General features: G+C 73.2%; 23 protein-coding genes and 2 pseudogenes. 17 read left to right on the top strand and 8 right to left on the bottom strand.

The genetic code is table 11. The annotated features are described in order from the left end of the window. Positions 1–17: 17 nt before the first annotated feature. A complete protein-coding gene (locus ACZ6C1_RS04395; RefSeq protein ID WP_469237546.1) occupies positions 18–983 on the top strand; it encodes a helix-turn-helix transcriptional regulator in 966 nt (321 codons plus the stop codon). Here ACZ6C1_RS04395 and ACZ6C1_RS04400 read toward each other — a convergent pair. After that, positions 980–1959 (bottom strand): annotated as a pseudogene (locus ACZ6C1_RS04400) (EamA family transporter). The gene ACZ6C1_RS04395 and the pseudogene ACZ6C1_RS04400 sit on opposite strands and share 4 nt — an antisense overlap. 79 nt (positions 1960–2038) lie before the next feature. Between ACZ6C1_RS04400 and ACZ6C1_RS04405 the strand changes: the two are divergent. From ACZ6C1_RS04405 to ACZ6C1_RS04415, 3 genes and pseudogenes are all read left to right on the top strand, one after another. Continuing rightward, the gene (locus ACZ6C1_RS04405; RefSeq protein WP_469237548.1) at positions 2039–2950 is read left to right on the top strand and encodes a LysR family transcriptional regulator; all 912 of its coding nucleotides are present in this window, start codon (positions 2039–2041) and stop codon (positions 2948–2950) included. Between the two features lie 133 nt (positions 2951–3083). Further along, positions 3084–3746 (top strand): lysophospholipid acyltransferase family protein, encoded by a 663-nt coding sequence (locus ACZ6C1_RS04410; RefSeq protein WP_469237549.1) that lies wholly within the window; start codon positions 3084–3086, stop codon positions 3744–3746. Positions 3747–3775: 29 nt separating this feature from the next. Then, positions 3776–4084 (top strand): annotated as a pseudogene (locus ACZ6C1_RS04415) (SUKH-4 family immunity protein); the annotation flags it as partial. Positions 4085–4286: 202 nt separating this feature from the next. On the opposite strand, the gene ACZ6C1_RS04420 reads toward ACZ6C1_RS04415, so the two are convergent. After that, complete coding sequence (locus tag ACZ6C1_RS04420) at positions 4287–4556, bottom strand: hypothetical protein (RefSeq protein ID WP_469237550.1); 270 nt, start codon at positions 4554–4556, stop codon at positions 4287–4289. A 593-nt stretch (positions 4557–5149) separates the two neighbouring features. Here ACZ6C1_RS04420 and ACZ6C1_RS04425 point away from each other — a divergent pair. The 3 genes from ACZ6C1_RS04425 to ACZ6C1_RS04435 all read left to right on the top strand — a co-directional run bounded on the left by ACZ6C1_RS04425 (position 5150) and on the right by ACZ6C1_RS04435 (position 8539). Then, positions 5150–5668 (top strand): SRPBCC family protein, encoded by a 519-nt coding sequence (locus ACZ6C1_RS04425; protein ID WP_469237552.1) that lies wholly within the window; start codon positions 5150–5152, stop codon positions 5666–5668. A gap of 529 nt (positions 5669–6197) precedes the next feature. Continuing rightward, a complete protein-coding gene (locus ACZ6C1_RS04430) occupies positions 6198–7844 on the top strand; it encodes a serine/threonine-protein kinase (RefSeq protein ID WP_469237554.1) in 1647 nt (548 codons plus the stop codon). Then, complete coding sequence (locus ACZ6C1_RS04435) at positions 7841–8539, top strand: hypothetical protein (protein ID WP_469237556.1); 699 nt, start codon at positions 7841–7843, stop codon at positions 8537–8539. The genes ACZ6C1_RS04430 and ACZ6C1_RS04435 overlap by 4 nt, the downstream gene beginning before the upstream one ends. Positions 8540–8620: 81 nt before the next feature. On the opposite strand, the gene ACZ6C1_RS04440 is transcribed toward ACZ6C1_RS04435, so the two are convergent. Beyond that, on the bottom strand, positions 8621–9652 hold the full coding sequence (locus tag ACZ6C1_RS04440) for a YncE family protein (RefSeq protein ID WP_469237558.1): 1032 nt from the start codon (positions 9650–9652) through the stop codon (positions 8621–8623). 126 nt (positions 9653–9778) lie between these two features. On the opposite strand from ACZ6C1_RS04440, the gene ACZ6C1_RS04445 reads away from it, so the two are divergent. The 3 genes from ACZ6C1_RS04445 (at position 9779) to ACZ6C1_RS04455 (ending at position 12972) form a co-directional block, all read left to right on the top strand. Further along, positions 9779–10663, top strand: coding sequence for a LysR family transcriptional regulator (locus ACZ6C1_RS04445; RefSeq protein WP_469237560.1), 885 nt, complete (start codon positions 9779–9781; stop codon positions 10661–10663). 351 nt (positions 10664–11014) lie between these two features. Next, positions 11015–12016 carry a ScbA/BarX family gamma-butyrolactone biosynthesis protein gene (locus ACZ6C1_RS04450; protein WP_469237562.1) on the top strand — a complete coding sequence of 334 codons (1002 nt, stop codon included), beginning with the start codon at positions 11015–11017 and terminating at the stop codon, positions 12014–12016. A gap of 245 nt (positions 12017–12261) precedes the next feature. After that, on the top strand, positions 12262–12972 hold the full coding sequence (locus ACZ6C1_RS04455) for a ScbR family autoregulator-binding transcription factor (protein WP_469237564.1): 711 nt from the start codon (positions 12262–12264) through the stop codon (positions 12970–12972). Here ACZ6C1_RS04455 and ACZ6C1_RS04460 read toward each other — a convergent pair. The 3 genes from ACZ6C1_RS04460 to ACZ6C1_RS04470 all read right to left on the bottom strand — a co-directional run bounded on the left by ACZ6C1_RS04460 (position 12957) and on the right by ACZ6C1_RS04470 (position 15265). Further along, positions 12957–14486, bottom strand: a complete 1530-nt coding sequence (locus ACZ6C1_RS04460; RefSeq protein ID WP_469237566.1) for an FAD-dependent monooxygenase — start codon at positions 14484–14486, stop codon at positions 12957–12959. The genes ACZ6C1_RS04455 and ACZ6C1_RS04460 overlap by 16 nt on opposite strands. 130 nt (positions 14487–14616) lie before the next feature. Then, positions 14617–15027 carry a VOC family protein gene (locus tag ACZ6C1_RS04465; RefSeq protein WP_469237568.1) on the bottom strand — a complete coding sequence of 137 codons (411 nt, stop codon included), beginning with the start codon at positions 15025–15027 and terminating at the stop codon, positions 14617–14619. Between the two features lie 67 nt (positions 15028–15094). Beyond that, the gene (locus ACZ6C1_RS04470; RefSeq protein ID WP_469237570.1) at positions 15095–15265 is read right to left on the bottom strand and encodes a hypothetical protein; all 171 of its coding nucleotides are present in this window, start codon (positions 15263–15265) and stop codon (positions 15095–15097) included. Between the two features lie 101 nt (positions 15266–15366). Here ACZ6C1_RS04470 and ACZ6C1_RS04475 point away from each other — a divergent pair, with 101 nt between their 5' ends. The 3 genes from ACZ6C1_RS04475 (at position 15367) to ACZ6C1_RS04485 (ending at position 18308) form a co-directional block, all read left to right on the top strand. After that, the gene (locus ACZ6C1_RS04475; RefSeq protein WP_469237572.1) at positions 15367–16002 is read left to right on the top strand and encodes a TetR/AcrR family transcriptional regulator; all 636 of its coding nucleotides are present in this window, start codon (positions 15367–15369) and stop codon (positions 16000–16002) included. Positions 16003–16382: 380 nt separating this feature from the next. Beyond that, positions 16383–17219 (top strand): ATP-grasp domain-containing protein, encoded by an 837-nt coding sequence (locus tag ACZ6C1_RS04480; protein ID WP_469237574.1) that lies wholly within the window; start codon positions 16383–16385, stop codon positions 17217–17219. Between the two features lie 735 nt (positions 17220–17954). Then, positions 17955–18308, top strand: a complete 354-nt coding sequence (locus ACZ6C1_RS04485; protein ID WP_469237576.1) for a hypothetical protein — start codon at positions 17955–17957, stop codon at positions 18306–18308. Positions 18309–18424: 116 nt separating this feature from the next. On the opposite strand, the gene ACZ6C1_RS04490 is transcribed toward ACZ6C1_RS04485, so the two are convergent. After that, positions 18425–19024, bottom strand: a complete 600-nt coding sequence (locus ACZ6C1_RS04490; protein ID WP_469237578.1) for a TetR/AcrR family transcriptional regulator — start codon at positions 19022–19024, stop codon at positions 18425–18427. A 65-nt stretch (positions 19025–19089) separates the two neighbouring features. On the opposite strand from ACZ6C1_RS04490, the gene ACZ6C1_RS04495 reads away from it, so the two are divergent. Then, entirely contained in the window at positions 19090–19923 is an 834-nt protein-coding gene (locus ACZ6C1_RS04495) for a class I SAM-dependent methyltransferase (protein WP_469237580.1), read from the top strand. A 24-nt stretch (positions 19924–19947) separates the two neighbouring features. Here ACZ6C1_RS04495 and ACZ6C1_RS04500 read toward each other — a convergent pair whose 3' ends face one another. Next, entirely contained in the window at positions 19948–20766 is an 819-nt protein-coding gene (locus tag ACZ6C1_RS04500; RefSeq protein ID WP_469237582.1) for an SDR family NAD(P)-dependent oxidoreductase, read from the bottom strand. 149 nt (positions 20767–20915) lie between these two features. On the opposite strand from ACZ6C1_RS04500, the gene ACZ6C1_RS04505 reads away from it, so the two are divergent. The 3 genes from ACZ6C1_RS04505 to ACZ6C1_RS04515 all read left to right on the top strand — a co-directional run bounded on the left by ACZ6C1_RS04505 (position 20916) and on the right by ACZ6C1_RS04515 (position 21942). Beyond that, entirely contained in the window at positions 20916–21398 is a 483-nt protein-coding gene (locus tag ACZ6C1_RS04505; RefSeq protein ID WP_469237584.1) for a GNAT family N-acetyltransferase, read from the top strand. A 62-nt stretch (positions 21399–21460) separates the two neighbouring features. Beyond that, complete coding sequence (locus ACZ6C1_RS04510; RefSeq protein WP_469237586.1) at positions 21461–21721, top strand: hypothetical protein; 261 nt, start codon at positions 21461–21463, stop codon at positions 21719–21721. A 23-nt stretch (positions 21722–21744) separates the two neighbouring features. Next, positions 21745–21942 carry a hypothetical protein gene (locus tag ACZ6C1_RS04515; RefSeq protein WP_469237588.1) on the top strand — a complete coding sequence of 66 codons (198 nt, stop codon included), beginning with the start codon at positions 21745–21747 and terminating at the stop codon, positions 21940–21942. Positions 21943–22062 lie beyond the last annotated feature (120 nt).

Consider the following 22062-nt stretch of genomic DNA (forward strand, 5'->3'; position numbering starts at 1 on the left):
ACGGGGAACCTGGGGACATGCGCGCCGACCGACTCGTTGCCGCTCTTCTGCTCATGCAGGCCCGTGGCCGGGTGACCGCCGCCGAGCTGGCGCAGGAGCTGGAGGTGTCCGTGGCCACGGCCCGCCGTGATCTGGAGGCGTTGTCCGCGGCGGGCATCCCGGTGTACCCGCAGCCCGGGCGCGGCGGCGGCTGGGCGCTCGTCGGCGGCGCCCGGACCGACCTCAGCGGCCTGTCGGCGGCCGAGGCCCAGGCGCTCTTCCTGCTCGTCGGCCCGGCCGCGGCCGTGTCGGGTGAGGCGAAGGCAGCGCTCCGCAAACTGGTGCGGGCGCTGCCGCAGCCCTTCCGGGCCGACGCCGAGGCGGCTGCCGACGCCATGCTGATCGACCCCACCCGGTGGGGGGATCGCGTTCGTGGCCGTCCCGAGATGGTCGACCTGCTGCAGACCGCCGTGGTCCACCGGCACAAGGTCCGCCTGACCTACACCAACAGCTCCCGGGTGCGGACCGAACGACTGGTCGACCCATGGGGCCTGGTCGACAAGGACGACGTCTGGTACCTGCTGGCCGGGACCGAGCGAGGACGGCGGACCTTCCGGGTGGACCGGATCACGGGGGCCGAGCCGACCGGCCGGCCCGCCGCGCGCCCGGACGACTTCGCCCTCGCCGCCGCGTGGCAGGAGGTGGTCGGCGAGGTCGAGCGGAGGCGTTCCCGCACCTGGGCGACCGTACTCGTCGAGGCCAGGTTCGTGCCGGTGCTGCAGGACCAGTTCGGGCGCCACTGCCACACCGACGGTGCGCTCGCCGACGGGCGTGCCCGCGTCCGCCTCGCCGCTCCGACGCCGCTGGACATCGCCCGGCACCTCGCCGGCTGGGGCACGATGATCGAGGTGGTCGAACCACGGTCGGTCCAGGCCGAGCTGGCACGTATCGGCACCGAGCTCGTCGCCCGGTACGCCGACGGCGGGAAGGGGGAAGAGCGCTAGGACGGACGATGGTCCGGCGCGTCCCGGCCCTTCATGGCGAGGTCGCGGCCGCGGCGGGCCGGCGCGGGGAGCTGTCCCGCGACGATCGCGGCGAGTGCGAGCCCGAACCCCACGAGCTGGACCGGGCCAAGCGTCTGGCCGAGCACGACGGCTCCGAGGATCGCCGCGACCAGCGGCGAGAGAAGGACGAGAACCGCGACCGAGGTGACCGGCAGTGTGGTGACGCCGCGGAACCACAGAACGTAGGCGAGCAGACCGCCGACCAGGCCCAGCCAGAGGTGGCCGAGGGCGGCCGGAAGGTCGATCGCGGGCGGTGTCCCCTCGGCCAGGAGGGTGAGAGGCAACAGGAACAGGCCGCCTGCCGTGAGTTGCCAGCCGGCGAATGCGGTGGGACCGGCCTCGGCCGGACGTCCCCAGCGTTTGGTGAGCGTCACCCCGAGCGCCATGGAGGCCGCGCTGCCGAGGCCTGCCAATATCCCGACGAGGTCGAGTGCCGCGTTCGGTCCGATCACCACCAGGCCGACGCCGACCACGCCGGTCGTTCCCCAGGCGATCCGCCAGGCGGTGAGGCGCTCGCGCAGGACGGGCACGGCCAGAGCCGCGACGACGAGCGGCTGGGCCGCCGCCAGGGTGGCGGCCACGCCCCCGGGCAGGCGCTCGGCCGCGATGAACAGCAGGGAAAGCACAGGCCGATGTTCAGCACACCGAGTGCCGTGGCTCTCCCCCACCACACTCCGCGCGGCGGAGTCCTGCTGATCGCCAGCGCGAACAGGCCTGCGGGTAGCGCACGCAGCAGCCCGGCGAACAGTGGGTGTCCCGGCGGGAGGAACTCGGTGGTGACGACATAGGTCGTGCCCCACACCACGGGGGTGAACGCCGTCAGGGCGGTGTTCACCCCCGTGGCACGGTTCGGACGCCGGCCGGGAACACCGCCATCGGTTCCGCCAAAGGCCTTCTGTGGTGCTGGACTTGTCATGCTCGCAGTCTCATCCGGTGGCGATCGATGAGTCCAACACATGCTGGTCACCACATCGATCTCGATACATGATGGATCCGTGGAGCTCCAGCAGATGCGCTACGTCGTCGCCGTCGCCGAGACGAACAGTTTCACCCGGGCCGCCGAACGATGTCTGGTCGTCCAGTCCGCCCTCAGCCACCAGATCGCGCGCCTGGAAAGGGAATTGGGCGCGAGGCTCTTCGAGCGCACCAGCCGCCGGGTGCGGCTGACGGCGGCCGGTGCGGCGTTCCTCCCGGCCGCCCGCCAGTGCCTGGACGCCGCCGAGCGGGCGGCCGCCGAGGCCGCCGCGGCTGTCGGAGAGGTGCGCGGACGACTCGCCGTGGGCGTCATCCCTTCGGTCGCCGCCGTCGACCTCCCGGGCGCCCTGCGCGACTTCCACGACCGGTACCCGTCCGTGCGCGTCAGCCTGCGCGTGGGCGCGAGCGACGAACTCGTCGAACAGGTCAAGGAAGGAATCATCGAGGTGGCCTTCCTCGGGCTGCCGGCCACAGCGAGCCCCCAGGGTGTCGACGCCGTCGAACTCGCCCGTGACCGCCTCGTCGCCGTGGTCGCGCCGGACCATCCACTCGCCGGGGCCCCGGCGGTCGACCTCCGCAGGCTTTCCTCCGAGGTGTTCGTCGACCTGCCGGCCAGGACAGCCGGGCGTGCCCAGTCCGACCAGGCCTTCTCGGCCAGTGGTCTCCGCCGCGAGGTCGCGTTCGAGGTGACCAACGCGGACTTCCTGGCCCGCCTGGTCGGGCAGGGCCTCGGTATCGCCCTGCTCCCCTCCGCCTACGTACGTCAGCTCACCGGCGTGACCACCGTCGAGGTCACCGACGCTCCCGCCCGCGTCGAACACGTCATCTGGAGCCGCGCCGGCCTCACGCCCGCGGCGACCGCGTTCCTCGCCGTTCTCGACATCCCGGCCCCGCGCCGCCCGTTCCGCCCTGGTCCGCCTCAGCCGGGCTAGGCGCGCTGAACCCGGCGAACCTTCCCGGCCGGCTCTGGGTACCGGACGGTCGCGGATTGAGTACGCGTGCTCAGGTCCACCGCTCACCGGCCGCCGACGATGAAGATCACATCGTTCGGACCGGGGGAAGCACATGCTCAGCCGCCTCAGCCACACCCTGGTGCCCGCCATCGGGCGCCTCACGGTGACCGCCGACAGTGGCGTCGCCATCGCACCGGGCAGCATCATTGCCGCGAACCACACCTCGCTCGCCGACCCGGCGATCGTGCTGGCCGCTCTGCGCCGACTGGGCGTCCAGCCGGTCGTCATGGCGGCCGCCGGACTGTGGCGCCTGCCGCTCCTCGGGCGCGCGCTCGCCCGCGAGGGTCACATTCCCGTGCACCGCTGGGACCGGCGCGCCGCGCAAGCGCTCGACCTCGCCGCGGCCACGCTGGGTGAGGGGAGGCTGGTCCTCATCTACGCCGAGGGCGGCCTCCCGCTGCGCAAGGACGCCGCCGAGGCGGCACCGGGCAGCTTCCGCAGCGGCCTCGCCCGGCTCGCCGAGCGCACCGGCGCGCCGGTCGTACCGCTCGGCCAGGCCGGAGCGCGCCGGGTCACGTCGGGGAACGTGGCCAAGCAGCTCGCGGGCCTGGTCACCTCGCCGGTCCGCCGCCCCGGCCTGCACGTCCATGTGGGAGCACCGCTCACCCTGACCGGCGACCACGCCGCACGCACCGCACAGGCGTACGGGGCGGTGACCGACGCGTGGCGCACGGCCGCCGCGCGCCTCGGTGAGCCCGCCGCCCTGGCCGCTTGAGAGCGTGTGCTGGTGGGGCTTGCCGCCCTGCCGGCAAGGTGCACGCCCTCGACACCGACGAGGAGACCGTGCGGGAACTCCACACGGACGTCTCCTCCCTCGTCCAGGTCGGCCTCCGGTTCCAGCGGCTGCTCGTGGAGTTCACCTTCAGCGGCGCCGAGGAAGCCGACTTCGCGCGCCTGGAGCACGAGGTCGGGCGTATCCGTCAGGAGACGAGCGGCGTCGACCCGCTCCCCTTCCGGGACGACGAGTCGGTCTGGTCGGTGGTCGGCGAGGAGATCGCCGCGGGTCGGCGCTTCATGAGCAGCAGCCCCGGAGCCCGCTCGCTCTACGGGTAATCGCCGGCCGATGTCGCCCACGGACCGTACGGTGGGCGCACCGCGCATTGCCGCCTGCCTGCCTGGCTGACGGCCGTGGCCTCGCGAGCACTGGCCGGCCGTCCTCCGTGGGTGACACCACCTATCGGAGCTGCACTCACAACCCTCGGTCTGCGCGGCGACGTTGCCGGTCGGTCTCTCCGCGGTCGGCGGGCAACCCCGATCAGGCGGGAGGAAGGATGCCCTCTTCCTGGGCGACGTGCGCACAGGCCATGGCGGCGGCCGTCATGCCGAGCCGGTCGAGGACCTCGATCGACTCCCGCAGAATCCGGGCGTCGGCGTCGGCCATGGCGTCGCCGCAGCGGTCCCGGTCGGCCAGGTCATCGGCAGTCGTGGCGGTACGCAGCGCCTCCACCCGGGCGGCCAACACCTCGCGCGAGGCCTCCATCACGACGATGCCACGAACCGCGCGGGCGATCTCCTGATCGGTCATGTCGTTCATGCCCTTTGAGAGGGGGCCCGCACGGCCGGTGTCACACCTGTGGCCCCGGCTGTGAGCAGAGCAACACCGGGAGCCGAGACCAGCCCACCCCACCGTCGGGACGGCGCAAGGCCGAGCGGCGTCCACGCGGTGAGCCCCGCCGCGACGGGGGAGAGCGCGGCGGGGCGTGACTGACGGGTGCCCCGTCGCGTCGCGATCATGCCTTGCCCTTTCGCGCGGATCGGGATGACGCCCTCTGCGCCGCCCAGGGCGGCATCCTGTCCGGTTCCGCGTCCCTTGGCGATCACCCGGTCGGCGCAGCATGCAGCGGAACGGCCCGGGCAGGAGCGCGTCATCGGGCCGGTTCACTCCGCCGTGCCCGCCGTGTGGGGAGTGCCGCGGTCGAACCCCGAGCCGACCGCGGCACGACCGCCCCTCGGGCTGGCCTGGCGCGGGGCGGTTGCCGACGGCGGCCCGTATGGCCGGCATCCCCTCATGGCCTCATGGCCGACGGCCACTCGACGGCGCCGCCCGGATTGCCCTACCGCTGAGTAGGGTGTGGTGCCCCGACTGTAGGGAACAGTCGGCGACGAGGAGGCACAGCCATGCCCCGCACCATGTCCGTGTCGGACAGCATCGTGATCGACGCCGCCCCCCTGACCGTGTACGAGAGGGTCGGCGACCCCACGGCCATGGGCCGCTGGAGCCCGGAGAACCGTGGAGCGACCGTCCGTGGTGAGCGGCGCGCGGCGCATGTGGGCATGGTCTTCGAGGGGCACAACAAGCGCGGCCCCATGACCTGGACCACGAAGTGCACGGTGACGGCCGCCGACCCGGGCGAGCGCTTCGCGTTCCGGGTGCATGCCATCGGGATACGGCGTCCCTGGCTGCCCGGAGCGATCGCCACGTGGGAGTACCGCTTCGCACCGGTCGAAGGCGGCACCCGTGTGACGGAGACCTGGACCGACGACCGGCGGGCGTGGCCCGACGCGCTGGCCCACGCCTTCGATCGGAAGGCGACCCGTGGGCAGACCTTCGCCGACTTCCAGCGCCGCAACATCCGCACCACGCTGGAGCGGCTGAAGGAGGCGCTGGAGTCGGAGGGGGACCACGCCGACCGGTGACGGGACGCCGCGCGAGGGCGGCACCGCGAGGGCACGGCGGGGCCGGCACCGGGGGCACCGCCAAGCCACCGCGAGGTCACCACCGGGGCGCGGCCAAGCCACCGCGAGGCCACCCCGAGGCCACCGCGAGGCCACCACCAGGTGCACCTCGACGACACCGCGAGGGCACCCACCAACGCCGCACCGGCCGCGGGGGGGGGGGGGGGGGGGGGGGGGGGGGGGGGGGGGGGGGGGGAGTGGGGGGGGGGGGGGGGGGGGGGGGGGGGGGGGGGGGGGGGGGGGGGGGGGGGGACCCCCCCCCCCCCCCCCCCCCCCCCCCCCCCCCCCCCCCCCCCCCCCCCCCCCCCCCCCCCCCCCCCCCCCCCCCCCCCCCCCCCCCCCCCCCCCCGGGGCAGGGAACCGGCCGTGGCGAAATCGTGTCCCCGTTGAGGAAGGCGCGCCGGTACTGTCGCGCGGGGGGTGACCCCGCGCGGGGGTGGGCTCGCGCAGACCGAGCGCGACGCGGTGCGACCGCGCCGAGGGGGCGGAGATGATCAGTTGGTCGGTCCCCGGGTACACCGAGACCCGGGAACTGGGCGCCGGTGCCAGTGGGCGGGTCGTCCTCGCCGTCCATGACGCGACCGGCGTGCCGGTGGCCGTGAAGTACCTCAATGAGCGGTTGCGCACGGACAGGGCCTTCGTGGAGGACTTCCGTGCGGAGGCACGTCTGCTCGGTGGCCTGGACACACCGTACGTGGCCGGTTTGTACGAGTACGTCGAGTCGCCGCACGGTGCCGCCATCGTGATGGAACTGGTCGACGGTGTCGCCCTGCGCGCACTGCTGTCCCGCGAGGGCGCGACCGGTCCTGAGGCGGCACTGGTGGTGCTCAAGGGATCGCTCCTCGGCCTGGCCGCCGCTCATGGCGTGGGCGTCGTGCACCGGGACTACAAGCCCGAGAACGTGCTGGTGTCGGCGGACGGGTCGTCCACCCTCGTCGACTTCGGCATCGCCGCGAACCGTGGCAGCACGCGGGGCGTCGCCGGTACCCCCGCCTACATGGCGCCGGAGCAGTGGCAGGGGCGTCCCGCCTCGCCGACAGCCGATGTCTACGCGGCGACCGCGACGTTCTACGAATGCCTGACCGGCCGCAAACCGTTCACGGGCCAGAACTTCGCCGAACTGGCGCTGCAGCACATCGAAGCCCCGGTTCCCGACGACGTACCCGAGCCGGTGCGAGAACTCGTCCGGCGCGGGCTCGCCAAGGATCCGGCGGACCGGCCCGAGCACGCCGAGGCCTTCGTGGCGGAACTGGAGCGGGTGGCGACCGCGGCCTACGGGCCTGACTGGGAGGAGCGCGGCAGGGGCCGACTGGCCGCGCTCGCCGCCCTGCTGCCGCTGCTGTTCCCCTCGGCCGGTGAGCCCGCCACGGGCACCACCGCCGTCGCGACGACCACACTGTCCGGCACCGGGCGGCGGCTGGGGAGGCACGCGCTCCGTGGCGTACCGGCCCTCGTGGCGGCGCTGGTGCTGGCTCTCGCGCTCGCCATCGCCGCACGGGCGGGCGATGACGGGGCCGTACGGACGACCGGCCAGGTCCTCGCCACGACCAGCGCCCGGCCCGGGGTTCCGGCGGCCGCCCCGTCAGTGTCCCCGGGGGCCACTCCCAGCACGTCGCCCCCGGCGAGCTCCCCTCCCGCCAGTGCCACCCCGACGGCGACCGCGAGCGCCACCCCGCCCGGCCCCACGCCCACCGAGGCGACGGGCGGCGCCACGCCGCCGGCACCGAGCACCTCCGACGTGCCCGCCACGTCCGCCCCGCCCACCACGACCCCTCCCACCACGGAGCCGCCCCCGCCACCCACTGAGCGGCCGGTGGCGGTGAAGTCGGTCTCGGTGACCGGCCTGAGGCAGACCGGCCCGACCGGTGCCGAGGCGTCCTTCGAGATCGTCACCGACGGCCCGGGTCCGGTGACCGTCGTCATCGCCTGGTTCACCAGTGACACCAAGGGCGGGCCCGGCGCACCCGACGGCACGGAGACGCTGCGGCGCAGCGGCGCGACGCGGTACTCGGTCACGCTGGGCCACACCTTCGGGGGCAACGGCTGCTACTGGGGTGTACGCGCGACCACCGAACCGGCCGCGGCGAACGGGAGCTCCACGCAGCAGATCCTCACCCGGCGGTGCACCCTCACATGACGGATCCCCGAGTTACCCACGGCCGCGACGACGAGGCGGCGAACGACACGTACAGCGCCACCGTCCTCGGGAGCCACTGGTTCGAGCGCGGCGAGGCGCCCCCCGAGTTCCGCTCCCCCGCCCCGTCCCGGCCGGCGGCAGCCGTGGCTCCCGACCGCGTCGAGGGCGACGTCCTGCGCTTCGGCCCCGGTGTGACGGCCGCGACCGCCCGGCGCCATGGTTCCGACGGGAACACGGCGACCCGGGTGTGGCACGGCACCCTGCCGGGCCAGGACGTCACCCCTCCGACGCCACGGTGGCGCAAGGCCCTGCGGCGGTACGCGCCGGCGACCCTGGTGCTGCTCGGCGTGCTGGTGTTCCTCGCCTGGCAGCGTCACGGCGACGCCCTGACGGTACGGGGGGCGACGGTCACGACCGGTGTGACGGACCTGCGTTGCGACGGCGAGGCGGAGGTCGTGGGCGAGGTCACGACCAACGGACGACCGGGCACGGTGACCTATCGCTGGGAGCGCAGTGACGGCACCAGGACCGAACTCCTGCGGGAGCAGGTCCGTCAGGGGCAGGAGCGGGCCCGGCTGCGTCTTCTGTGGTCCTTCCACGGACAGGGTGAGTTCCGGGGCACTGCCACACTGATCGTCGTGTCCCCCACCGGGCACACCGCCGTCTCCCCGCCCCTCACCTACCGGTGTGAGTGAGCGACGGCTGTTCCGCGTCCGGGGGCGGGGTCACCCGGGCGGGAACGGCCGCCGGGCGGGCGGCGGCCGGGGAGACACCTCTCATGCGGACGAGGAGGGTACGTACGCCAGTCCGTGCGCACCCGCTTCGCCGCTCCTGCCCACCTCCAGTGACGTCACGACCGAACCCGCCGCCAGGTCGACCACCGTCACCGTGCTGGACGAGACCGCGGCGACGTACCCGTAGCGCCCGTCCGGCGAGGACGTGATCGTCAGCGGGAACGCACCCACCGGGACCCGGTGGGTGCGCCGTCCGGAGCCGTCGTACACGTGCAGTACGCCCGGGCCCTGGCGGCCGAGCGCCGACCCGCCCGCCGACGCGCGCAGTTCGCCCGCGAGCAGCAGACCCGCCGGCGTCGCGTGCACCGGGAAGACGACCCCGTCCGTCGGCAGTGTCCGTACGACGGTGTCCGTCGCCGTGTCGATGACCCGCACGCCCGCGTCACGCACCGGCGCCCCGTCGAACGACCCCTTGGGCCCGGCGACATACACGTGCCGCCCGTCCCCGGACACCGCGATGCCCTCGCTGCCGCCGGGCATGTCGACCCGGCCCAGGAGCGTTCCTCGCTCGACGTCGACGACGGACACGAACGGTGCTTCCTTGTTGGCCGTGTACGCGTGGCGCCCGTCCGGGGTGAGGGTGAACCAGTGCGGACCGGGGGCGCCCACCGCCACCCGCCGCACGGGCCGCAGCGAATCCGCGTCCAGCGCCACGAGCGCCCCGTCCTCGCTCCCGTACGCCTCGACGCTCACCCACAGCAGTGCGCCCGCCGGGTCCAGGGCGATCCCGTGCGGCGCCCACTCCGGCGCCAGGTCGACCACCTCCGTCACGCGCCGCCCGTCGGGGTCGATGACGGCGATCTGCCGCGCCCGGCCGTCGTTCGCGTGGTAGTAGCCGGAGCGGTACGTGATCGTGCAGTACAGCCGCCGGCGGGCCGCGTCGAAACAGAGCTCGTGCGGTTCGTGCGGTACGCCCACCTCGCCGAGCCGGTCGTACGTCACCGCGTCGAAGAACGTCACCGTGGGGCCGCTCTGACTCACCACGGCCAGGACATCGTTGTGCGTCTGGGTCATGGGGCCCAGCGTGCGGGGGGCCGGTGATTGACTCCAGTGCAACGCTGGCAAGGTGTCCTTGCGTGAAAGGCAAAGGACATGGTCGTGTCGGTGGGGACGCGCCGCGCGCGTGAGGGGAGTCACACGGTGGAATCGCTCGATCTGAACCTCCTGGTCGCCCTGGACGCCCTCCTCGAGGAGGAGAGCGTGACCGGTGCTGCGGCCCGCCTCCATGTGTCGGCCCCCGCCATGAGCCGCACGCTGGGCCGCATCCGTGCGGCGCTCGGTGACCCCGTCCTCGTACGGGCCGGGCGGCACCTCGTCCCCACGCCCCGCGCCGTCGAACTGCGCCCGCGGGTGCACGCCGTCGTACGGCAGGCGCGGGGGCTCCTCGCCCCTGCGCCGGTCGCCGATCCGGGGGCGATGGTGCGCGAGTTCGGCGTCCAGGTGAGCGACCTGGTCCTCGCGGGGCTCGCCGCCCGGCTGATCGGTGCCGTGGCGCGCGAGGCCCCTGGGGTCACCCTCCGCTTCCTGCCGGAGAGCCTGGAGGGCACCCCCGCCCTGCGGGAGGGGCGGGTCGACCTGGAGATCGGCGTCGTCCGGAACGCCGACCCGGAGACCCGGACCGACGCCCTGGGCGAGACCCGCCTCGTCGGAGCCGTCCGGCCGCGGCACCCCCTGGCGGCCCGGAGGAGGGTCACGGCCCGGGCCTTCGCCGCCGCCGAGCACATCGGGGTGTCCCGGCGGGGCCGGGTGCGGGGGCCGGTCGACGACGCGCTGACCGCTCTCGGCCTTCGACGCCGGGTCGTCGCCGTCGTACCGAGCTGGTCCGCCGCGCTCCACCTGTGCCGCCGAGCCGACCTGGTCTGTCTCGCCACCGAGCCGGTCGCCGATGCGTTCGGCCTGCACACCTTCGAGGTGCCGCTGGAGCTTCCGCCGCTGACGCTCGCCATGGCGTGGCATCCGCGCAACGACGCGGACCCGGCGCACAGTTGGCTGCGCGACCGGGTCCGCGCCACCTGGGGTACGTGATTCCGGGCACAGCGGCTCGGAATGCGCGGCGTCCCGGAACGGCAACCGGTGGCGGCCGTCCTACGGGGCTTCCGCACGGCGAGCGCACCTCGGGGGGCGCCCTTCGACGACGAGCCGGCCGCGCCTTCCGCTTCGCCGGGGCCGCCGTGCTCCGTCCGGCACCGGCGGGCCGGGACCGGGTCCGGTGGGAAACGGAACAGGCCTCAGCACGTCGTCCGCGCACACGGTGTGCGCACATCACCTACCAATTGGGAAGGACCGGGTAGAAATTAAACCGGTTGGTATGTATCTTCGGGGCCGGAGCAGCGGGCGCACCTCGCCCGTCAAACACCGTGCGTCTTGGGGGGATACATGACTACGAGCGCATTCCGGACGGAGGAGCCTCCGAGCACCGCGCCCGTGCCCCCGGTGGACCGGGACGCGGTTCCGGTTCCCTGGCCGCCCGCCTTCCGCTTCCCGTCGCTGACCACCACGGTGCCCAAGGAGTTCGTCCACCGGGCCGCCGTCGCGGAAGTGATGCTCACCGACTGGCGGCGCAGAAGTGACACCCGTTTCGATGTCACGGCCCAATGGCCGCGCGGACACAGCTTTTTCAGCCCGGTACGCGGGCACCATGACCCGCTGATCGCAGCGGAAACGATCCGTCAGATCGGTTCGCTCCTCGCCCACGCGGAGTTCGGCGTTCCGTTCGGTCATCAGTTCCTGATGTGGGACCTGGAATACTCCGTCGAACCGGCGCACCTCCTGGTCGGCGACGCCCCCGCCTCGCTCGACATCGACGTCGTCTGCACCGACGTCAAACGGCGTGGCGGCAGCCTGGCCGGCCTGCGCTACGCGGCCGTGATCAGGCGGGACGGCCGTGTAGCGGTGACCGGCAGCGCCTCGTACACCTGCACCTCCCCGGCGGTCTACCGGCGACTCCGTGCGGGACGCGGGCTCCAGGACGGCCGGCCACCGATCCCCCTGACCGCTCCCGCCTCGCCGCAGAGCGTCGGGCGGACGTCGCCCATGGACGTGGTGCTCTCCCCCATCGGCGATGACCGGCGCTGGCAGCTCCGCGCCGACAGCCGCCACCACGTGCTGTTCGACCACCCGGTCGACCATGTCCCGGGCATGGTCCTGATCGAGGCCGCCCGCCAGGCGACGGTTGCCACCCTGGGCGACGGCGACCTTCTCCCTCTCGCCATAACCAGCCACTTCACGCGGTACGCCGAGTTGAACGCGCCCTGCATGGTGGAGGCCACCGTCCTGCCGGGAGCGGAGGACGGCCGCAGGTCGGTCCGGGTGACCGGCCATCAGGAGGGGGAACCCGTGTTCTCCGCGACGGTGTCGACCCCGCTCCATCGACTCTGAAACGCCGGGGACCGGACACTCCGGTCCTCGGCCGTCCGGTCCTCCGGTCCTCCGGTGAGGGGCATTGGCCGGTCACCCCGTAGTGTGCGTGTCCGCCCTCTTCCCAGCGACCGTTTCCAGCCACTCGCCCCGCCGCGAGGGAAACCGCCGTCACCTCGGGCATCAGGGAGACCTGTAATATACAGACCCAGCGGTTTGTTATTGGGGAGAGGCCCCGACCCGAGGAGCTCGTGGAGGAGGCGAGAGTGGCGAAGCAGGACCGAGCCATCCGTACGCGTCAGACGATCCTGTCCGCGGCGGCCAAGGTGTTCGAGCAGCGGGGGTATCAGGCGGCCACGATCTCCGAGATCCTCACCACGGCCGGTGTCACCAAGGGCGCCCTGTACTTCCACTTCGAGTCCAAGGACGACCTGGCGCAGGGTGTGCTCGCCGAGCAGGACCAGCGGCTGGTGGTCCCCCGCCGCGCCTGCCGGACGCAGGAACTGGTGGACGTGGTACTGCTCCACGCCCACCGCCTCCAGAACGACCCCATGGTGCGCGCCGGGGTCCGGCTGTCACTGGACCAGCAGGCGCACGAACTCGACCGCTCGGGGCCGTTCCTGCGCTGGGTCGATGTCCTGGACCACCTGCTCCACGACGCTCGGGAGCAGGGCGAACTGCTGCCGCACGTCATCCCGGCCGAGACCGCCGAAGTGGTGGTGGGCAGCTTCGCCGGAATTCAGGCGATGTCCCAGGCGATCAGTGACTACCAGGACCTGCCCGACCGGGTGTGCGCCCTGCTCCGCCACCTGTTGCCCACGGTGGTGCTCTCCTCCGTCCTGGCCTCGATCGACCTCTCGCGTACGAGGGGAGCCGTCGTCCTGGCAGAGCTGGACGCCTCTTCCGAGGTGGCGCCGGCCTCGGCACCGTCCTCGGAACCGCCCTCCGGACTGCTGGAGCGTCAGCCCGTCGGCTGACCGGTGACGGGCGCCGCGGCGCGTGCCGGAGCACTCCGCCCCTCCCCCTGGCCGAAGTACCGGCCGAGCACCGCGCCCAGCCCGCCGCCGTCCGGGGCCCACGCGATGTACCCGTCGGGGCGTACGAGCAGCGCCGCGCACGGCGGGTCCCCGACCGGCGTGCAGCGAACCACCCGCAGACGGTCCGCCCAGGGCCGCGCCGCGTCGAGGTGGCGTGCACCCTCCTCACCGAAGAGCAGCAGCAAGGGCCTTCCGTCCCGCAGCAGGCGGATCACGTCCGTCGGTCCGTCCGCCGTGTTCAGGGCGGTGTTCGGCAGGAACCTCCCTTCCCAGGAGGACGCCGACCGTGCCGGGAGCACGGTGTCCTGGGCGCTGATCATCGGGCCGAAGCAGTCGGCACCCGTGCCCGACGCGAACATGCCGGCGAACAGGTCCCTTACCGGGTCGAGGGCCGGGTCGGGGCGCATGAGGGCCACCTGGGCCCGGGTGTTGTCGATGACGCGGCGGGCAGCGGGGCGGCGTTCCGCGTCGTAGGTGTCGAGCAGGTCGTCCCCGGCGTCGCCGGCCGCCGCGAGGGCGAGCTTCCATCCCAGGGTGAGCGCGTCCAGCAACCCCGTGCTCAGACCCTGTCCGCCCACGGGGAAGTGCACGTGCGCCGCGTCACCGGCGAGGAAGACGGACCCGGAGCGATAGCTGCGTGCCAGGCGGGAGAAGTCGCTGAAGGTGCTGAGCCATCGCCCGTCGGTCATGGCGACGTCGCGACCGGCGATGTACGAGGCCTCCCGGCTCAACTCCTCCAGTGTGGGCGGCAGTCCACGGCCGGCCGGGGGCCCGGCGCAGTTGAGGGTGCGCAGGTGTGTGGTGCCGTCGGGGGCGTCCTTGACGACGAGCCAGCCGCGAGGGGTGCGGTGCCAGCCCGGGGAGAGTACATCGGCCTCCCGCAGGCGGACTTGACCCATGAGCGCGGTCACGGTCGCCGGCCAGGTGTCGGCCTCGAACCCCGCCAGCCGCCGGACGGTGCTGCGCGCGCCGTCCGCGCCGACCGCGTACCGCGCGTGGAGCACGACGGATCCGCGCGGCCCCCGGGCCTCGATCCGCACCCCCTCCGGGCCCTGGGCGAGCCCCACCACTTCGTGGCCACGCAGGACACGGGCTCCGGCAGCCCGTGCGCGGGCCTCGAAGTGACGCTCCAGCTCGGCCTGCGGGGTCTTGAGGATGGGGGCGGGTTCGGCCGGAGGGGCGCTGATCATCAGGCCGGGTATGCCCGCGAAGTGGAAAGGCATGGCGTTCTCGTCGCCGCCCGCGCGCCCGGTGGGTTCCGGCAGGTGTCCCCGGCGGGCCAGGCACTGGACGGTCCGGGCGTGGAGCGTCGTCGCCTTCGGCCGCTCGGACGTCGTGGTGCGGTGTTCGAGGAGGACCACGTCGGTTCCTAGGGTGGCGAGTTCGGCGGCGACCAGCATGCCGACCGGCCCGCCCCCGACCACCAGTACCCGCGCCTGTGCCGGCTGAGTCATCGTGGAACTCTCCCCTCGTCCACCGCGAACGCGTCTGACCGGATGGTACGTACACGGGGACACGGGAAGGCGGCCGGGTGTCGGGGCGGGGGGTGACCGGAGGCCAGGTGGCCGGAAGCGGGATGAAGGTTCAACGGCCGGGTTCCGTGGCGTGGGCCGAAGGGGCGGTCCATTCCACGAACTGGACGACCACTCCGTTGGGGTCGGTGATCTGGAAGAGGCGCTCGCCCCAGGGCTCTTCACGCAGCGGCATGGTGATGTCCACACCCTCGGCACGGAGCCTGTCCTCCTCTTCCGCGATCCCGCCGTCGAGCGTGAACGCGAGTATCAGCCCCTCCGCCCGCCGGTCGCGCTGGTCGGCCGGCAGGACCTCGGTGCCGCGGCGCAGCAGGACGATGTCGGCCGCGGCGTCGGATCGCGTCAGGGAGGCGAAGCCGTCGGCAGCCATTCGCTCCCGGTAGCCGAGGTGGGTGGTGAAGAAGGCCTGGGAGGCGGGCACGTCGTCGACGGTCAGCGAGATGGTGCTGGTGATGATCTGCATGGGGTTCCTTCGATCGCGGTGGTCGGCCGGGGCGGTGGAATGCGGCGGGCGCTTGCCGGACGAGTCGTCAGTAGGAGCGGCGGCGGGGGACGTTGAACGCCCGGCGGCCGGTCTCCTGGGGGGCACGACGCTTGATGTCCTCGGGGCGGGTGGCGCGTCCCCGCAGGGCCTCGCGGCGGTCGGCGGCGGGCGTACCGGTCCGGCCGGCGAGGAGCTGGGGCAGGTCGACGTGGCGCATACGGGAGTCTTCCTCTCGAAGGATCTTTACAACGGACGTAACTTTACGTTTGACCTACGAAAGGTGTCAACATAATTTTGCTACGGAGGTAAGATTGCGCCATGAGCATCGAGACGACAGGACTGCGCGAGTCCAAGAAGCGCGAGACACGGCAGCTGATCTCCGACCACGCCACCCGGTTGTTCATGACCCAGGGCTTCGAGACGACGACCATCGCGGAGATCGCCGAGGCTGCCCGCGTGGCGAAGAAGACCGTGACCAACTACTTTCCGCGGAAGGAGGACATGGCACTCGACCACCAGGACGCCTTCGCGATGAGCCTGGCGGAGACGGTGGCCGCCCGTGACGTCGGCGAATCCGCCCTCTCTGCCCTGCGCCGCGCCTTCGAGGCCGACGCCGCGGCGCAGAACCCGGTCGTCGGCTTCGCGGGGCCCGACTTCTCGCGCATGGTCCACGAGAGCCCGACCCTCTCCTCCTGCCTGCGTGGCCTGCACGACCGGCGCGAAGAGGCCCTGGCCGCCGCTCTCGCCGAAGCCACCAGCTCCTCCCCCGACGACATCACCCCCCGCACCGCCGCCGCCCTGCTCGCGGCGGTGCACCGCGTGCTGTTCACCCGCCTCCAGGAGCTGACCCTCGCGGGCCGGACCAACGACGAGATCTCCCACATCGTCTCCGCCGAGGCCGGCCGCGCCTTCGCCCTGCTCGAACCGGCCCTCGGGGATTACGCGGTGGCATGAGCGCCTCCCGGAGGAGGAACGGCAGGGGCGCCCACGCCCGGCGCCCCGGGCTGCCGCACGAGGTGTTCCGCCGACCGGCCGGCGGGCGGCACGGACCGGGGCGGCACGGACCGGGCGGCGCGGGGGGCAGCGAGGGCGGGGCCTCCGCCGAGCCGCCGGGGGCGCGGCACGGACCGGGGCAGCGCGGGCCGAGGCAGCGCGGGCCGGGGCAGCGCGGGGACTGGTCCGCGACCGCGCGCCGCGCCGCCGTGGCCCCGCGCCGCCGGAACCCGCGCCGGCCGGGACAGCGAGCCACCACGTATCGCTCAGGGGTGCGAAACTGTGGCGCCGGTCCGTGCTCTGCCGGCAGGCCTGCCGCGCAGCGACCGAGGAGATGAACCATGCCCGCCCGCCCCCACCTCCTGTACGTGACCGATCTGGCCTACCAGGCCCGGGGGCGGCGCTACTGCGACGAGGACATCTTCCTTTCCTCCCGACTGCGCGCGGACTTCGACATCGCACTGTGCCATCCGCTCGACGCCGCGGCGCTGATGGACCGATTCGACGCCGTCGTGGTCCGCAACAGCGGACCCGTGCTCCACTACCAGGCCGAGTACGACGCCTTCCGCGACCGGGCCGCAGCACTTGGCACCCGGGTGTACAACCCGTTGACGGGCCGGGCGGACATGGCGGGCAAGCAGTACCTGCTGGAGCTCACGGAAGCCGGATACCCGGTCATCCCCACCGTCGACCGGATCCGCGATCTGGACCGGCTGCCCGAGGCCGACCAGTACGCGGTCAAGCCGAAGGCCGGGGCGGATTCCCTGGGTCTCAGTTTCGTGTCCCGGGACCGGCTGGACGGCCTCGTGCACGGCGACGTCCTGGTCCAGCCGCGCATCGCGTTCCGCTACGAGGTGTCGTTCTACTACATCGACGACACCTTCCAGTACGCCCTCCACGCCCCCGCCCCCGACCGGCGGTGGGAGCTGGAGCCGTACAGCCCGACGGAGGCCGACCTGGTCTTCGCCCGGCGCTTCATCGACTGGAACACCCTCGACCACGGGATCCAGCGCGTGGACGCCTGCCGCACACCGGAGGGCGACCTCCTCCTGGTGGAGCTGGAGGACCTCAACCCCTACCTGTCCCTCGACCTGGTGCCGGACGGGACACGGGACTCCTTCGTCGCCGGTATGAGAGCCTCCCTCCACCGTTTCCTGGACGCCGAGCCCCGCGCCTGAGCCAACGGTGCCCGGGCCGACGTGCCGTTCCGTCACCCGTCATGGTGGTTGACCCGCGCCTGCCGGGCGCACCGGATCGGGCCCAGGGCACCGTGAGGGAATGCGCCTTCGCCGGATCGCCCCGCCCGTCCTCGCCGTCCTCCTGACCCTGTCCGGATGCACCACCGTCCCGGGCGTGCCGTCGGCTCCGCGTCCGAGTCTCGCCCCCGCGGGTGACCGGTGGCCCTCCCCCGTCCCGGACGTTCCCGCGCCGCGCCCCGCACCGGCCCGCGAGGAGCTCGCCACTACCGGGCCCCTGCCCGCGCCGGCCGGACGCAGGTCAGCGGACGGCGCGGCGGACACGCCACCCGCCCGGAGCCGTCCGGCATCACGTCGACGGGCCCCGGCCCGGCCACCGGGCATCATCGAGGAACCGGCCCCGCGTCCACCCCGACGGCACCGCACGTCCGAGCGACCCGAACGCCCCGTCGAGGCCCCGCGGAAGGCGCGTCCGAAGCCCTCTTTGAAGCGGCCCCTTCCGCGCCGGTCCGTCAGCATGCGGGACCTGTGCCGTGCGTCCCACGGTGTGGCGGATCCTTCGATCGTGAGCCTGTGTCATCAGGCGTACGGCTGAGCGAGGTTCCGCGGGGATCCCTCCACCGAGGCAGGAGGCCGTGGCCGGTGCGGAAACACATGGCGTCGAACAGGTGCGTCGTCGTACCGTCTGGGCTCCGACCCAGGAAGAGAGCGAATCCCATGAACAGCCGGCGAGCGACGACCACACTCTGGCGCCCCACGGGCCCGCAGGAGCTGGATCTGGTCCGCGAGCTGGACTGGCGGGCCTGGCCGCCTCGGCTGCCCGAGCAGCCGATCTTCTACCCGGTCCTCAACGAGGACTACGCGGTGAGGATAGCGAAGGACTGGAACGTCAAGCACTCCGGCGCCGGCTTCGTCACCCGCTTCGAGGTCGAGTCGGAGTTCCTGCGCCGGTACCCCGTCCAGCAGGCGGGCGGCCGGACGATCCTCGAGCTGTGGGTACCGGCTGAGGAGCTCGACGAGTTCAACGCCCACATCGTCGGCAGGATCCACGTGGTCCACGAGTTCCGCTGAGCAGCAGAGCCCGGGCGCACGGCGCCCGGGCTCTCACCGGGCTGCTACCCACCGCGTGGGCGCCCCCCCCCCCCCGCTGACGCCGCAGACCATCGCGGTCCCGCTCGCCGGGCCGTTCAGGACGACGGTTCCTGTACGGCGCCGGCGATGACGACGGTCACGATCTTGCGGACGGCCGTGTCCTCCGGCGGCGGGCCCTTCCGGTCGGCGAACAGCATGTGAACGGCGCCGATCAGGGTGGGAGCGAGCGTGTCGACGTCGGCGTCCGCCGCGATCCGGCCCGCTCGGCGCTCGGCCGCGAGGTAGGAGGCGATCATGCCGGCGGCCTCCGTGAGGACCGGTACCCCGTTCGGTCTGTCGTGACGCAGTCGGGCGCGCAACTCGTCCCGGGAGGAGACGAGACCGACGATCGCCACGGCGACCGACTCGAACAGCTCCCTCAGGGTGCCGGTGAGATTGCCGGCGACGGTGCCGGTCCCGGCGGAGTCGCACAGGGCGGCGGCCTGGCGGTCGATCCGGGCGACACCGTCGAGGACGAACTCGGCGAGGAAGGCGTCGAAGTCGGCGAAGTGCCGGTGGAGGACGCCCTTGGCACAGCCCGCCTCCGTAGTGACCGCGCGGCTGGTCAGCGCGCTGGGCCCGTCCCGGAGCAGGACGCGCTCGGCGGCGTCGAACAGCTGCTGCCGCACGTCTCGGATGGCCACCCCTGTCGGCATCCGCACAACCTCCCTCGATGGGCGCCCGGTTGACGAGTGGGCGCCCGCCCACTCACAGTGGGCACATGCCCACTTTACCTTCGGAGCAAGCACGGGTCCCCGGGGACGAACCTCATCGGCACCACGAGGCGGCGCAGTCGTTCGGCGCCGACGCCGAGCGCTACGACCGGGCCCGGCCCCGCTACCCCGCCGCGCTGGTGGACCGGATCGTCGCCGGCAGCCCGGGGCCCGACGTTCTCGACGTCGGATGCGGCACCGGGATCGTCGCCGCCCAGTTGACGGCGGCCGGCTGCAGGGTGACCGGGGTCGAGCCCGATCCCCGGATGGCCGAGCATGCCCGGCGCAGCGGGGTCGAGGTCGAGGAGGCGACGTTCGAGGCCTGGGAGCCGGCCGGCCGGAGGTTCGACGGGGTCGTCGCCGGTCAGGCCTGGCACTGGATCGACCCCGTCGTGGGGGCGGCCAAGGCTTGCCGGGTACTGCGGCCCGGCGGCCGGCTGGCGGCCTTCTGGAACGTGCACCGGCTGCCGGCCGACCTGGCGGAAGCCTTCGCCGAGGTCTGCCGCCGGGCGGTGCCCGACTCGCCGCTCGTTCTCCGGGCGATGACCGGGCAGGCCGAGGACGGGTACCGGACGCTGGCTGCCAGAGCCGCCGACGGGATGCGGGAGGTCGGCGGGTACGACGTCCCGGAGCAGTGGCGGTTCGACTGGGAGTGGTCGTACACCCGGGACTCGTGGCTGGACCAGATGCCCACCCTCGGCGCCTTCACCCGGCTCCCGGAGGACAGGCTGGAGGAGGTACTGGCAGGCGTCGGGGCCGCCGTCGACGCGGTGGGCGGCGCCTTCACGATGCGCTACGCGACGGTGGCGGTCACCGCGACACGAAGGGCCTCCACCGCGTGACGGCAGGCATCGTGCGGGGTGCGATCATCCCCGGGCCAGGAGCTGATGGGTGAGCTCCATCAGACGCTTGCGGGCGACGGTGTCGTACGCCTGGTCATGAGCGCGTGTGTCGGTGAACTGGTCGAAATAGCGGCCCGTGGTGGACGCGAGGTCCGGGTCGAGCACCAGCCGTACGGTGGGGCGCACTCCTTCGTCGACGCCGGTCACCGGTGTGAGGCCGTACTCGCGCACCCCGTTGGTGTCCATGAGGTGGGCCGGGTGGAGGGCGTTGACCGTGACGCCGGTGCCCTGGAGTTCGGCGGCCAGCTCGAAGGTCGCCATGATCATCGCGAGCTTGCTGCGGCAGTAGGCGCGCAGCCCCTCGTAGTCGCGTTCCAGCATGACGTTGTCGAAGTCGATGGCCTCCTGGCCGATCGACGCGACGTTCACCACACGGGCGGGCGCGGAGGCGGTGAGCAGGGGCAGCAGATCACGGGAGAGGGCGTAGGGGGCCAGGTGGTTCACGGCGAACCGCAGCTCGTGTCCCTGCTCGCTGAGCTCCCGGCGGAGCGGCTCGGCGCCGCCGCCCGCGACGGCGTTGTTGACCAGGGCGTCCAGCCGGGGCTCGGCCGCACGGATCCGGGCGGCCATCGCGTGCACCTGGCCGAGATCGGCCAGATCGGCGACGTAGGTGCGGACGGAGGCGTCCGGGACGGTGTCCGCCACTTCGGCCGCCACCGCGTCCAGACGCGTGCGGTCGCGGCCGTGCAACAGGACGGTGTGGCCCCGGCTCGCGAGGTCCAGTGCGATGCCACGGCCCAGACCCTGGGTGGCGCCGGTGATCAGGATGGTACGTCGGTTCATACCCCTCACCTTGGTGGCAGGAGCAGGTGGTACGGGAGAGTGTGACGAACCTGGTGTCAGCACCACCAGGCGCACGGACCGGGCCGGAGGCGTCCCGTGGGCCGCAAATGGCGTTGCGGCGCTCGGCCCGTGTCCGCGAGGGTGGCCCGGTGAACGAGGAGATCCGTGACCGGCGCGGCCGGGCCGTACGGCTGGTGCCGGTGGACGACGACAACTGGCGCGCCGTGGCCGATGTGGCGCCCCGCGACGATCAGCGCGGCTTCGTGGCCGCGCTCGCCGCGCGCTACCTCTTGTTGTCGATGCGCGGTGGTGTGTGGACGTCGCTGGGCATCGCGGCGGACGACCGGATCGTCGGTCACGTCATGTGGGCGTACGACGACGAGGGTGGCGCGTACTGGATCGGCGGCATGGTCGTCGACGCGGCCGAGCAGGGCCGAGGCGTGGGCGGCCCGGCCGTGCGCGCGCTGATCCGGATGTTGTCGCAACGCCCCGGCTGCACACGGATATGTCTGACGTACCACCCGGACAACACGACGGCCGCCCGCCTGTACGCACGGCTCGGCTTCGCCCCGACGGGGGAACGCGAGGACGAGGAGATCGTCGCCGCATTGCACACCTCTCGCGCGGCGTGACCCCGGGGCGCCGCACGGCCCGTTGGCAGCGGCGCGGGTCCGCTGCCGGCGAAGGGTCCTGGGTGGGTGCCTGGCGTGTGCGGTGGTGGGGTGTCCGTATGGAGATGCTGGTGCTGGGCGGAACGGCGTGGTGGGGCGGGCAGTTGTGCCGGCAGGTGATCGAGCGCGGTCGTCGGGTGACGTGCCCGGCCCGCGGCCAGAGCGGAGAAGTCGCGGACGCAGCGCGGCTGGTGGCCGCCGTCCGGCGTGCCCCGTCGGCGTACGAGCGGATGCTCGACCGCACATGGCTCGGTCGGCTGCGTGCGAACGGCGTGGTCGAGTAGAGGGGTGACGAGTCGCCGCCCATGTGGTGGTGGAACCGGGCTGGGAGGGCTGGTCGGCCCGGAGCGGAGCCGCGGCGCGTGCCGCGGGGCTCCGGCACCGTCCTCGGGCGGAGCTGCCGGCCGACACCCTGGTCCGGGAGCGGGCACGGGGGCCGGCCCGGGCACGCCGTATCGGTCTCGGCGCCCGGGGCGAAGGGGAGTTGCTGGACGCCCTCGGCTGATCGTCCGCGGCGGTTGCCGGTTCACCGCCGGGAGCCCTCCCGGGTGGGCCGCCTGCGGGGCGGGACGGTGTTCTGACGTGTCGTATGTCTCGTCGTACGGCAGCCTGCCGGACTTGCGTG

It is taken from the genome of Streptomyces sp. NPDC041796 (assembly GCF_055590785.1).